This is a genomic window from Viridibacillus arvi, from assembly GCF_001274945.1.
In the GTDB taxonomy this organism is placed as follows: Bacteria; Bacillota; Bacilli; order Bacillales_A; family Planococcaceae; genus Viridibacillus; species Viridibacillus arvi.
Genome location: NZ_LILB01000005.1, coordinates 157,615 through 170,653, shown reverse-complemented (window position 1 = coordinate 170,653; position 13,039 = coordinate 157,615). Strand labels below are relative to the sequence as shown.

At 33.5% G+C, this 13,039-nt stretch carries 11 protein-coding genes; 6 read left to right on the top strand and 5 right to left on the bottom strand.

Annotated features, from left to right (window positions below):
* Positions 1–264 precede the first annotated feature (264 nt).
* A complete protein-coding gene (locus AMD00_RS10195; RefSeq protein ID WP_157059230.1) occupies positions 265–591 on the top strand; it encodes a hypothetical protein in 327 nt (108 codons plus the stop codon).
* A gap of 134 nt (positions 592–725) precedes the next feature.
* Here the strand turns inward: AMD00_RS10195 and AMD00_RS10190 are convergent, their stop codons facing one another.
* Both AMD00_RS10190 and AMD00_RS10185 read right to left on the bottom strand, forming a co-directional pair.
* A complete protein-coding gene (locus tag AMD00_RS10190) occupies positions 726–1,676 on the bottom strand; it encodes an MBL fold metallo-hydrolase (RefSeq protein ID WP_053416971.1) in 951 nt (316 codons plus the stop codon).
* Between the two features lie 244 nt (positions 1,677–1,920).
* On the bottom strand, positions 1,921–3,606 hold the full coding sequence (locus AMD00_RS10185) for a methyl-accepting chemotaxis protein (protein ID WP_157059229.1): 1,686 nt from the start codon (positions 3,604–3,606) through the stop codon (positions 1,921–1,923).
* 217 nt (positions 3,607–3,823) lie between these two features.
* Here AMD00_RS10185 and AMD00_RS10180 point away from each other — a divergent pair, with 217 nt between their 5' ends.
* Positions 3,824–4,303, top strand: coding sequence for a GNAT family N-acetyltransferase (locus tag AMD00_RS10180; protein WP_053416969.1), 480 nt, complete (start codon positions 3,824–3,826; stop codon positions 4,301–4,303).
* Between the two features lie 59 nt (positions 4,304–4,362).
* Here AMD00_RS10180 and AMD00_RS10175 read toward each other — a convergent pair whose 3' ends face one another.
* Positions 4,363–5,130 (bottom strand): glucosaminidase domain-containing protein, encoded by a 768-nt coding sequence (locus AMD00_RS10175; protein WP_053416968.1) that lies wholly within the window; start codon positions 5,128–5,130, stop codon positions 4,363–4,365.
* Positions 5,131–5,676: 546 nt separating this feature from the next.
* Complete coding sequence (locus AMD00_RS10170) at positions 5,677–6,642, bottom strand: DMT family transporter (RefSeq protein WP_053416967.1); 966 nt, start codon at positions 6,640–6,642, stop codon at positions 5,677–5,679.
* A gap of 170 nt (positions 6,643–6,812) precedes the next feature.
* On the opposite strand from AMD00_RS10170, the gene AMD00_RS10165 reads away from it, so the two are divergent.
* Entirely contained in the window at positions 6,813–7,379 is a 567-nt protein-coding gene (locus AMD00_RS10165; RefSeq protein ID WP_053416966.1) for a helix-turn-helix domain-containing protein, read from the top strand.
* Positions 7,380–7,481: 102 nt separating this feature from the next.
* Positions 7,482–8,174, top strand: coding sequence for a PdaC/SigV domain-containing protein (locus AMD00_RS10160; RefSeq protein WP_053416965.1), 693 nt, complete (start codon positions 7,482–7,484; stop codon positions 8,172–8,174).
* An 83-nt stretch (positions 8,175–8,257) separates the two neighbouring features.
* On the opposite strand, the gene AMD00_RS10155 is transcribed toward AMD00_RS10160, so the two are convergent.
* Positions 8,258–9,148 (bottom strand): LysR family transcriptional regulator, encoded by an 891-nt coding sequence (locus tag AMD00_RS10155; RefSeq protein WP_053416964.1) that lies wholly within the window; start codon positions 9,146–9,148, stop codon positions 8,258–8,260.
* A gap of 123 nt (positions 9,149–9,271) precedes the next feature.
* On the opposite strand from AMD00_RS10155, the gene AMD00_RS10150 reads away from it, so the two are divergent.
* On the top strand, positions 9,272–10,015 hold the full coding sequence (locus tag AMD00_RS10150; protein WP_038189773.1) for an SDR family NAD(P)-dependent oxidoreductase: 744 nt from the start codon (positions 9,272–9,274) through the stop codon (positions 10,013–10,015).
* Positions 10,016–10,761: 746 nt separating this feature from the next.
* Positions 10,762–12,942 (top strand): penicillin-binding protein, encoded by a 2,181-nt coding sequence (locus AMD00_RS10140; RefSeq protein WP_245639493.1) that lies wholly within the window; start codon positions 10,762–10,764, stop codon positions 12,940–12,942.
* Positions 12,943–13,039 lie beyond the last annotated feature (97 nt).

Here is a 13,039-nt window from a genome sequence, read left to right as displayed (position 1 = left end):
TATTAATTTGATTAAAATTTATTTCAAAGGTACAACTTCATAGAGAGTTAAACGGTATATTTACGTCTTATTCATCATAAATATAAATAGATTATATTCACTATTAATTAATTTACTATTCAGAAAATAAGTGATAAAATATAGTAACACTAAAAACTAAAATTATCCGCTAAGCTTATTGAAATCATTTTAGAAGGTAAAAATTCTGAATATGAAGTCATGTACATGCAAGCGGATTTTTTTGTATTTTCTAGAAGCCAGCAAATGAATCTACACAAATTCGAGCTAGTGAAAGGAATGATGCAGATGGAATTAATGAAAAAGGATATTGGTAAATGGGTGATTTCTCAAAACCTTGATGGTTATATTTTATCTATCGATCCAGAGGGAAGAGCAGCAGTTGTTAAATTTTTTGATGGTGTACAGCAAAAAGATCGCATTGTTCAATTCGAAAATTTAATCCTAAATGACGAAGACAAATTGCAACTACAAGATTTACTAGCACTACAAGAATTAGCATTAGATACTAATGATAAAAATTGGTTCGTTGAATTAAGTGATCAAATAGCGAAATTTAAAGTAGAGTTTTAGATGAATATCTTGAGCAATCGTTATTTAATAGTGAAAATTAGAATACTAGGAAACATCGAACTAAAAGTAAACAAATATATACAGATAAAGAAGCAGGACTGCAACTTAAATTGCAAACCTGCTTCTTTATTATCTTATCCTTCTAATTTTACCAAATAATCAATGATTCCCATAGCAGAGACTGCTGTATCTAGAGGTACCACTTTGAAAACAGGATGACTGAGCAATAAACCACGTTGTAACACATAATCATTTACAAGTGCATTCAAACGTTTTTCTAAATCGCGTGATCTAGCATAAAACTCCTCTTTTGCCGCCATTGCTTTTTTACCTTCTTCTAAGAAGATTGGTAACCAGTAGCGAACTTGCTCATATGCCATATCTGGCTCATAGTAAACACCATAATGGCCAAAGTATAGCTGGCTTGGCGCAAGTTTTTCATAAAACTGAATTGACTGTTCCATTGCATCAGGGTCGAATTGATTTGGTGACGTAGAAGGAAGGATTAAGTCGAAGTCTTCTTCCAAAAGTTCCGGATAATAAACTCCAGTCGTATCTCCAACAAAAATCCCATTGCTCTTACTATCATGGATAGAGATATGGTGATTCGCATGACCTTTTGTATGATAGAAAGCTAAAGTTGTTTCACCGAGTACGAGTTGATCCCCATTTTCAACGGTTCTCATTCGTGCCTCTTCTACAGGTAAAATAGGGTCAAATAGAGTTTCAAATTGATCCCCATAAACAGACTTTGCACTGGCGATGAGGCGACTAGGATCCACTAAATGACGTGCTCCTTTTGGATGCACAATTAGTTCTGCATTTTTACATTTCTCCATAAATAACCCAGCACCACCTGCATGATCCAAATGGATATGTGTCAATATTAAATAGTCTACATCTTCAGGGGTCACTCCTAGCGCCTGAAGTCCCTTCATAATATAAGGTACAGAAGGACTAGCAGATGTTTCGATTAATGCAATTTTTTTATCTTTTAACAAATAAGAACTAGTCCGATTTGGTCGTCCTAAATCATACGTATCGATGCAGTACAACCCTTCGCTAATTTGTTCGATCTTTTCCATCTGACTCTCCTCCAATATATGTAGTTTATACTAAGTGTAAATAGATTGAGAGAAAATGTAAAAGAAAAAGATTGATACTAAAGAATTAATGGAGTTATAGACACATATAAAGATCTACTAAGACGTAGACATTCATGTAAATTACAATAAAGTGAGTTTAAGTAAAAGGCTTTAAACTATTTACATAGTATTAGCAAGAATCAAAAAAGCCCATGGAAAATTACGATTTCCATGGGCCCTATTATCACAACTTAAATTGTTGAATTTCTTTTTGAAGAGATACCGATTTTGCATTTAAATCTTGAGCAATGCTATGGACTTCCTGCATTGAAGCTACTTGTTCTTCAATTGAGCTAGATACTGCCTCAATTTGAACTGAAGTACCATCTGAGTGGTTCGCGATTTCTGATATAGAAGCGGCTACTTCTTCAGCGCTTGCGGAAATTTCTTCGGAAGCAGCAGAAATGTCCTCGATTTGGGATGTCATTGAACGTACAGCACCTGTGATTGAGTGGAATGAGACATCAGCTTGCTCAATGATTTTGACACCTTCTTCAACAGTCTTCAAACCTTGTGAAACACCGGTTTCCACATTTTTTGTATCTCGTTGAATAGTGGCTGTTAAGTTAACTATCTTGTTGGCTGATAATTTCGATTCCTCTGCTAATTTCCGTACCTCATCTGCTACAACAGCAAAACCTTTACCATGTTCTCCAGCACGTGCAGCTTCGATAGCTGCATTTAAAGCTAGTAAATTCGTTTGCTCAGTTATTCCTGTTATAACTTTTGTAATATTTTCAATTTCTGCAGTTTGTAAACCGAGTTGTTTAGTTAATTCTGTTACTAGTACAGTTGCATCGTAAATATTTTGCATTTGTTCTTTAGCATCAATCAGTTTATTTTGACCTTCTTCTGCAATAGAAAGTGTATCAATTGCGGTTGTGTGTAAAGTTTGCGTTGATTCAGTAATACGCTGAACCCCAGAAGCTGTTTCGTCCATAGCAATAACACTTTCTTTAGCTGCAGCAGATGACATAGAAGCATTTAACGAAGTTGTTTCTATACTAGTCGAAACATTTTCTGAAGTTTGTGATACTTCTTCTGTACTTGCGGATAATTCTGCTGCAGAAGTGGATAAATGTTCTGCACTATTATTCGTTGCCAGAATTAGATGACGTAAGTTCTGCTTCATCTCGTTAAACGAATCAGCTAGTTCACGAAGTTCATCTTTCGTACGAATCATGATCTCAGGCTGTGATAAATCGCCTTTTGCTATTAGCTTAACCCCTTCATTTAACTTACGAACAGGGGTAGAAATCATTCGTGTAATAATGATACAGATGACCGTTGCAACAACTAGATTTACTATGAAATTAATAATTGCCGAAAGAGTTGCGTAATTTGTTTTATCTATAGCATTAAGTTGAATTTTCTCTAATTGTTCGTTTTGGTATGTAAGCATATCTTCAGCATTGCTTAAAATTTTGTCATTTATAGGCTGTATTTGTTCATTCATCAATTGGGTTGCTTTAATTGCGTTTCCTGTTTGATGTGCATAGATTGTTTCTTTTGTATAACGATCGAACTCTTGTTTAGCAGTGATTGAATCTGCTACCAATTCCTTCATCGTATTAGATTGGGCTATTGATTCTAGTTCGGCTAATTTTTCATCAAAAATGACTTGATGATCTCGTAATGATTCCAATGATTTACTATGTTTTTGCAATAAATATCCACGTAAATATGACCCTTGTAGAGCCATTTCATATTGAATATCATCCACTAACCTAATTTGAACAAATCGTCTATCTACCAATTCATCTAAACTTTGATTTATTTCACGAGTATGTTTTACTGTAAAAATAGAAGAGATCCCAATCAGAATAACCATCAAAGTAAATCCTAATAATATTTTTTTCCCTATCTTCAATACTATCACTACTTTCTATTTGTATTTAATGATAACAGTTTACAATAATACTTTTAACTTACATCTCTTTACATATTATAAGGAATATTGATATAAATTTCACCTAATTTATTTCGGTTTATGAATCTTTTTACCTGAACTATTGTAACTACTTATATGGATTAAGCCTTTTATCGCCAGAATAACATAATTTTAAATAATATAAGAAAGTGATTTAATGTCGATTAATAAGAGAAAATACAAGATTTATAAGGTTTCTATAGAGAATATTGATAGTGTAATTAGTTTGCGTTTAGCTTTGTTAAAGGAATTAGGTGAGATCAAATCTCATGAAGAGGAGCTAATTATTGTAAATTCTACAAGGGATTACTTAGAAGAAGCGCTTGTTAATAATGAGTTTATATCTTATATTGCTGAAATAAATGGGGAAGTAGTGAGTATCGGTAGCATGGTCATATTTAGAAGACCATCATATTTAGAAAATCTTCAAGGAATAGAAGCATATATTTTGAATATGTATACTCTGTCTGAACATCGTGGAAATGGATTAGGAAGAAGAATTCTTGAAAATATTACTGAAGAAAGTAAGATCAATGGGGCTAAAAGGATATGGCTGCATGCTTCAGAAGACGACAAATATCTATATGAGAAAATGGGATTTACAATGAAAAATAATGAGATGGAGTTATTTTTATAAATATTTCTTCTTAAATAAGAAAAAAGAAGGTGATCCACATAATTCGGGATCATCTTCTTTTAATATTGAAAAATTTCTAGTTGTTGTCCAGGTTCAATATTTTCTGTGTTTAATTTATTCCATTGCTTAATGGAAGTAACATTAACATTAACATTATAGGTTTCTGCAATATGATTTAGTGAGTCACCGTCTGCTACTTTAATGGTAGTTTTATTTTTTACTGGTTTATCATATTGAGTAAGATCATATTCAGCGATTAGTTTGTTTAGTTTTTTGTTATATTTTGAATCAGTCGCGTAAGATCCAGTTAAATGCTTTGTGGCATCTTTATAGGATTTTGTATTACTTTTAAAAACGCCTGTGTAAAACTTTTTGTTCCAAGAAAGACCATTACGTAGTAAACGTACATAATCCTTCAATGATTCTTCATAGGAAGGATATTTGCGGAATTCAGCCATTACTGTTGTCATATTACCTTTGCCATCATCTTCAGACGTTGCAAGTTTCACTGAGTCGTTTTTATATTTTCCCTTAATGCCAAATAAATTATTGTTAGGCGAGGAACCGAGGCCGCTTTGCCCATATTGGCTCTCTAAAGTTGCTTGAGCAATCATGACAGAAGCGTATAGGTCATTTTCTGCTGCAAGTGTACGAGCAGTTTCTGAAATGGAACCGATAAACTCTTCGACACTTTTTGTTTCTTCAACGTATTCCGGCTCAGAATCGTCATTTGAATTTTCAAATTGCTGCACTAGTACATATATACCTATGCCGATAATCGCGAAAAATACAATCATACCTGTTAGTAATTTTGCTAGTAGTTTCATTCATTTAATGGTATTGCAAATCTGCAAAACCTTCCTCCTTCCATATAATATCAAAAAATATTAAAGTCTTACTATTCCTAACTATTGTAAAGCAATTAGATAAAGGAAAGCAAAGATATCTTTCCATAGAGCATGTAATTAATAGGACGCATCAGGAAATTAATAGTTCCTATAGTAAATTTATTTAAGTACTAAGTAATAGCGTTTTATAGAGGCTATTTAAATATATAACTTTTCATTTAAATACAATTTGTAAATAACCTTCTTTATTCAAAATACATTCTGTTGTTTCAGTAGGGAAAATGATTTTTTTATTCTGCCAGTTATATATAAAATGCAATTCTTTAAAGCGATTACTTTAGTTCTATTTTTATCACCTCTCATTTTCCATCGAATTTAACGGTAAATTATAAAGAAAGCGACCAACTCAATATAGAGTCGATCGCTCATTAGTATAAACATTATTTACTTCCAATAATTCCATCCAATTTGAATCTTATCAATCAACAAAATAGATAGAGAGAATAGTATAAAGGAGGGCAATCACTATCCAAGTTTTCTTTTACTAATGCTTCTCTGCTTGCCATTGACTAAACTATTTACAACCATACCGACTATAACAAGAAACATACCGAACAATGAAAGACCTTTCGGGAAAGATCCATTTAATAATATCACTTCACCTATAACAGTAAAGATCATTGCACCAGCTTGCGTTGATTCAACAGCTGCAAGTAAGCCCATATTGTTTTTTGCCATATCTGTAGCTAAGAAGAAAAGAAGACTTGCAATCACACCGGAAGATAAAGCTAATAGTAATGCTTGTCCAAATTGTGAGCCAGTCGGTAATCCAACTGTAACAGTTCCATAAATACCAAATATAATAGCAACTGGTAAACTACTAATGGCCATACCTAATGTACGTTGGAAGGTATCGATTCTTCCTTGACACATCTCCATCATTTTTCGATTGCCTAATGGATATAAAAAGGCGGCAATGACAACAGGTATAAATCCTAAAATAAATTCTTTAACACTTATATGCCCCGCTTGATTTACTTGCATTAAAATTACACCAATTAAAATAATGACAGTTACTCGTAAACTTTTAAAAGGAATCTTTTGTCGGACTTTTTTATCTCCATCAACGCTCGGTACCATTACAAAGAATAACGGAGAAAGTAATGCACCTGCTAAAATAGTAACTTGCCAAGTACCCGATGTTAACCACGATGGACCATAAACTGCAGCAAAACTTAATAATGAATAAAAACCTACGCCACCGATTGTTCCCCATAATAACCATTGAAAAGGGTTCTTTCCCATTTCACGAAATAATTGTCTTAAATTTTTTCTGAATACTACGATGAGAAGAAGGAATGGAATGGCCAATATAAAGCGTAAAGAAGCTGTCCATGCCCAACTTGTTCCATCAAGATTCATTGCTCGATTTATGATAAATGTAGCTGAAAAAAATAGGGAAGATAATATCCCAACTACTACTGCTTTCATAAATTATCACCTCATTTTGATTTCTTTCACGGTGATAAATAATATACCTATCTTAAAATAAAGTAAAGTATAATATACTAAAACACACTTTATTTTAATTCGAAAAGATATGTTATAATTTATTAAATATTATAAAAAGTTAAGTATATATAAATAAGGAGTGAAGAAATATGGGTTCAAATAAGGATGAAACACAACAATTGATCCAATTTGTAGGAACTAAACTTCGTGAACTAAGAAAGGAACAAAAATTAAGTTTAGAGGACTTGGCAGCTAAAACTGGGGTAAGTAAATTAACATTAGGTAACATTGAACGTGGTGAAACAAATCCAACATTAGGAATGATTTGGAAAGTTGCGAATGGTCTTTCAGTACCTTTAATGGCACTTTTAAAACCGGAAAATAATATCAATATTTTACGTGCTGGACAAGGACCAAAATTATTCGGAAACGATCAGGAGTGGGTTATTGAGCCCTTATATAATGATCTTCGAGGAAGTACGGAAATGTATCGTGCATACTTGCAACCTCGTTGTAAATATGAACCAGAAGCCCATCATCCAGGTGCTGTAGAAATTGCGACGGTTATGGCAGGAGAAGTTGAAATAACGATAGGAGAGTCATCTTATACACTTAACAAGTTCGACTCAATTCAATTTGTTGCGAGCGAACAGCACTCTTACACAAACTTAACAGATGAACAGGCAGTACTCCATTTAGCGATAAATTATAAATGATTGATGTACATAATTGTATAGAAAAACTTGGCTGTATGAATGTCATCGTAAAAATAAATAAGGGTATACTGTGAGTACATTAAACGTGAGAGGATGTGACGTATGAAAAGATCACTTACTATGGTGTGTAGTTTACTAATGGCGATGGTACTAATATTTACATTGAGCCCTTTAACAATGCATGCTGAAACGAAAAAAGCAGTGACGGTAAAAACTCACAAATTTATGTTTAATAGCAATATAAAATACCCGCAAATCAGTGGTATGAAGAATAAACTAAGACAAGAAAAAATTAATTCGAATTTTAAAAAGTTAGCCCAGCAAGACTATAAAGACCGAAAGAAAATACTAAAGAGATATGACAAAGATCGAAAAGAACTTGGTTTATCAAAAAAAGATTATGCTTCATATGAGTATAAAACCTTTTTCACAGTCAAATACAACCAAAATAACAAAGTTAGTATTGTGAGAACAAAGTATTACTATACTGGCGGTGCGCACGGTGAGTATTACAGCGAAAGCTATAACTATAATACGAACTCTGGTAAAGAAGTAACACTGAAACAAAATTTTAAAACTACTGCTGCATATAATAATGCTGCAACCTGCACAGTTAATAAAATCCTTGCCGATAAAGAAAAATACCCTTTAGCTGATAAAAATTTGGATTTAAATTTGACGCCATATTACTGGACGAATTCAAAATCAGGGATTAATCTTATTTTCCAAATTTACGAAATCGCTCCTTATTCATCTGGTCAAATAGAATTGCCAATGGAAACAACATGTGAATAAATCTATATTGATACGGAACTTAAAAGCCATTCAATCATTATATATGATTAAATGGCTTTAAAATTATTTTCAATAAATGCACATCATATTTTTTCTTGGAGCAATTTGATAAATTTACTCACTGCTGGAGACATATAACGATTCTTCATATGAACAATACCTAATTGAATGAAGGAAAAGTTTGCAATATCCAAATCAATTGTCACCATAGAAGATTCGTTCATTCCACCATGGTCTTGAAAAGAGTAATCCAAGCCAAAAGTTAGTGCACCATCTCTAACAGCATTGTGAATTGCAACGGTATTATTCGTATTAAATAGAATATCAGGTTTACCATAACGGGCAATGATGTTGTTTAAATACCATAAGATAAAATCATCTCGATAAACAACGAGTGGATATTGAAGCAGCTGCTCAGGGGTGATGCTTTTTTGCGTTGCTAATGGTGAATTAGAAGGTACACCTACAACCATTTTACAATCACGAAGCTTTTCAATGGTTAGACCATTTAGTTTGTCGAGTACTTTTTCATACAAAATCAGGACGCCAATATCAATTCGATCTTGTAGTAAATCTGACAGAATATCCTTTGAACCACCTTCGAAAATATCTATGTCTACTTTTGGGTACACCTTCTTAAAATCAGAAACAGCACTTACAAATAGGTGCATAGGGCTTGGAATTGTCGCAATTCGCAATTGTCCCGTAAGCTCGTTTTGTATATTTTCCACTTCTGATTCCATTTCTTTCATAAGTTGAATAATTTGGTTCGCTTTTTCTAGTATCTTTTTTCCTTCCTCAGTCGGGACAGTACCTTGACGAGAACGGTGGAAAATAGTGATTTGTAGCTCATTCTCTAATGTAGATAACGACTGACTTACTGCAGAAAGCGTCACATGTAGTTTTTCTGAAGCCTTAGTTAAAGATCCACAGTTTGCAATTTCCACTATGTATTCCAATTGCTCTAATTTCAAATTCCACACATCCTTAAGTAATATTAAAGATAGATTAAATATAATTAAATTTTACTAAAACAATTCAAGTGTTACAATAATGCCATATTACACAAGTACAAATTGAGGAAGAGGGTAAAAACAATGAAATTAGAAAATAAAGTAGCAGTAGTGACTGGTGGAGCAAGTGGTATTGGTGAAGCAACTGTCCGTTTATTTGCACAAGAAGGCGCTAAAGTAGTCATTGCCGATTTCTCTGAACGTGGCGAAGAAGTAGTTGCCGATTTAAAAGCACAAGGTTTTGAAGCTTTATTTGTAAAAACAGATGTGACAAGTGAAGAAGACGTCAAAAACATGGTAGCTAAAACGGTTGAAACTTTTGGTTCATTAGATGTCATGTATGCAAACGCAGGTATTGCTCAAGATGGACCGATTCACGAATTATCAGTAGAAAAATGGCAAAAAACAATCGACATCAACTTATCAGGTATTTTCTTAAGTGATAAATTTGCTATTGAACAAATGCTAAAACAAGAAAATCGAGGCGTAATCGTCAACTGTGGATCGATTCATAGCCATGCCGGTAAAGCCGGCGTAACAGCATATGCATCAGCAAAAGGTGGCGTTAAACTGTTAACTCAATCTCTTAGCCTAGATTACGCTAAAGAAGGTATCCGCGTAAATGCAGTATGCCCAGGTTACATCGATACGCCACTTATTAAAGGCCGTAACGAAGCAACTAACCAACATTTAATCGCTCTACATCCAATGGGCCGCCTTGGCACACCAGAAGAAGTAGCAAAAGCAGTACTATTCCTAGCAAGTGAAGATTCTTCATTTGTAACAGGTACAACATTATTAGTTGATGGTGGATATACTGCTCAATAACAATCGATGATATAAATATTAAAAACGTAGTTAAAAAGACAAGATTTAATGTCTTTTTTGACTACGTTTTTTTGTGTGCATATATGAAAAGAGGCGTCTATTAGTACTTTAACTCTGAAAAAAAGAGTTATTATATAAATTAAGATTTAAATGATAAATGAGAAAAGAATGATCGTTTATTATGAAATTTATGAAAATCACCTCTTTAGTTTTTCTAAGAGGTGATTTTTTTATTGGATATATATGTTAATATAATATATTATAACCAAATGAAAAAGAGGGAACTGTAATTAAACATTTTCAAAATAAGCGTTAACCATTCTTAATAACTACAATACTACTAATTGCTTTTCTTCCAAATGAATATAGACACTATTCACTATTAGTAGTCATTATTTTTTGGGCGGTATTTAAAATCGTGGAGAAGAATAACAATAATAAAAAAGAGAAGTAGTCTTTAAATACTAGGAGCGTTTCTACGCTTCAACCAAGATGGAGTGTTTATCGAGCTCGCTCTGCAAAAATAAGAATAGCAGAAAAAATCAAAGAAAAGGTGATTAAATGGCATTACATAATCAGTATCAACAAAAGTATATCCAGCAGTCAACACATAGACCTTCTAAAAGAATAATGTCAAAGGGAAAAAGTGTTCTCTATGCCATAGTGCTCTTAATTGAATTATTGTCAGTTTCGAACTCATTTGGCTTGAAGCGAAACGAAAAAAACGTAAAAGTAGTGTTTGGACAATGAAGAGAAAGTTTCGATTTCAATGGGGAGCCTTTTTAATGTTAATCCTTTATGGAGGACTATTTTTCGCTATGTTTTTCCGTATCTTTTTTATTCAAGCTTCAGGACAGGTAGAGGGGGAAGCTTTGGCGGCGAAAGCGGCCGCAAAATACGAAAGATCAAAAGTAATTTCAGCCAATAGAGGTAAAATACTAGATCGGCAAGGACAAGTGATAGCAGAAGATACTATTAACTATCGCTTAGTAGCAGTAATTAGTCCAAAGGCTTCTAAGGGAACTAAAAGAATTATGCATGTTTCAGATAAAGAGCAAACCGCCAAAGTTTTAGCGAAATATCTTACTATTAGTGAAAAAGATATATTTGATAAATTAAATACAAAAGCGAAGAATGCGCAAGGTAATGAAATTCGCCAAGTAGAATTTGGTGCTGCAGGCCGTAATATTAGCCATGGCGTAATGGTGAAAATTAGTAATGAAAAGTTACCAGGTATCATTTTTATGGAAGAATCAAAGAGATTTTATCCAAACGGTATCTTTGCATCGAATTTAATAGGCTTAGCTCAAAGGGATACTCTAGAAGGTGGACAATCTAGAACGGTAGGTAAAATGGGTTTAGAATCCATCTATAACAAAGAATTATCCGGTACTGATGGATGGGTCCAATATAAGAGTGATTTATGGGGTTATTTACTACCTAATAGCGATAAGATGGTAGAACCTGCAAAAGATGGAGCGGATGTGTATCTAACGATTGATAAAACTATACAAAACTTTTTAGAGGATTCAATTTCTAAAGTTTATAAAGAATATAATCCTGAATCGATGGTAGCAGTCGTTGCCAATCCGAAGACGGGAGAAATACTTGCGGTATCACAAAGGCCAACATATAACCCGCAAGACGGTACTGGACTTGAAAATAGTTGGTTAAACCAGTTAACAGAGTTGACGATAGAGCCAGGTTCTACAATGAAAACTTTTACATTAGCAGCTGCAATTGAAGAAGGGAAATGGTTTCCAAACGCTAAGTTTCAATCTGGTCAATACATGGTAGGAAATGTACCAATTGGAGATCATAATGACAGAAAAGGTTGGGGAACGATCACCTACTTAGAAGGAATTCAGCGCTCCTCCAATGTAGGGATGGCGCATCTTTTGAAATTAATAGGCGATGACAAATTCAATTCTTATGTAGAAAAATTTGGTTTTGGTGAAAAAACAGGAATAGATTTACCAAATGAAGCTACAGGTCAAATCTTAGATAAATATCCTATTAACCGTGTAACAACAACTTATGGACAAGGCTCTACAGTCACACCGATACAATTAATACAAGCTGTTTCAGCTATTGCGAACGATGGGAAAATGATGCAACCATATGTTATTGAGAAAATTGTGAATCCAAATACGAAGAAAATTGTCAAAGAAAACAAGCCGACTATTATAGGAAAACCCATTTCTAAGCGAACGTCAAAAGAAGTTAGAGAGATTTTGACTACTACTATTACTTCTGAATTTGGAACCGCTAAAGATTTTGAAAGTAAGGAATATGAAGTATCAGGTAAAACTGGTACTGCGCAAATGCCAGACCCATCAACGGGCGAATACGATAAAAGAGGGAAAAATTATTTTCTGTATTCGTTTTTAGGTATGGCTCCTGCAGACGATCCTCAGTTAGTGATGTACATTGCAGTAGGAAAACCTAAACTTGGCCCAACAGAAGTGGGTTCTGAGCCAACATCAAAAGTATTTAATACAGTTATGGGAAGTAGTTTAAAGTACTTAAATATTAAACCTCAAAAAAATAAAAAAACGAAATCTCAAACGATGGAAAACTTAAAAGGTAAACTCGTTGAAGATATTGAAAAAGAATTTGAAGGAAATGGCATCAAAACAATTATTATAGGTAATGGTGATACAATTACGGATCAATATCCTAAAGAAAAATCAGAAGTCTTATCTGGTGGTTTTGTATTTTTGAAGACAGATGGAGATTCAATAGTACCTGATTTTACAGATTGGTCACTCCGTAACGTATTAACGTATCAAACAATGGCTAGTGCAAATATAGAGATTATCGGCGAAGGCTATGTACAAAAACAAAGTGTTAAAGCTGGTACTATACTTAATGGAAACAAAAAGATTATTCTGAACATGAAAAAACCGGAGGAAAATTACAAATAGTTAAAAAATTATTGAGGATAGGACGATTATATTCAATAGAGTAGATAGAGGCAGGAACAAACCATAGGCTCATGTTAGTGAAATGTCGGATATTGGT

Coding starts and splice junctions, on each gene's coding strand:
- AMD00_RS10195 (WP_157059230.1), top strand. CDS start 265: ATGAATCTACACAAATTCGAGCTAGTGAAAGGAATGATGCAGATGGAA.
- AMD00_RS10190 (WP_053416971.1), bottom strand. CDS start 1,676: ATGGAAAAGATCGAACAAATTAGCGAAGGGTTGTACTGCATCGATACG.
- AMD00_RS10180 (WP_053416969.1), top strand. CDS start 3,824: ATGTCGATTAATAAGAGAAAATACAAGATTTATAAGGTTTCTATAGAG.
- AMD00_RS10175 (WP_053416968.1), bottom strand. CDS start 5,130: ATGAAACTACTAGCAAAATTACTAACAGGTATGATTGTATTTTTCGCG.
- AMD00_RS10170 (WP_053416967.1), bottom strand. CDS start 6,642: ATGAAAGCAGTAGTAGTTGGGATATTATCTTCCCTATTTTTTTCAGCT.
- AMD00_RS10165 (WP_053416966.1), top strand. CDS start 6,813: ATGGGTTCAAATAAGGATGAAACACAACAATTGATCCAATTTGTAGGA.
- AMD00_RS10160 (WP_053416965.1), top strand. CDS start 7,482: ATGAAAAGATCACTTACTATGGTGTGTAGTTTACTAATGGCGATGGTA.
- AMD00_RS10150 (WP_038189773.1), top strand. CDS start 9,272: ATGAAATTAGAAAATAAAGTAGCAGTAGTGACTGGTGGAGCAAGTGGT.
- AMD00_RS10140 (WP_245639493.1), top strand. CDS start 10,762: ATGAAGAGAAAGTTTCGATTTCAATGGGGAGCCTTTTTAATGTTAATC.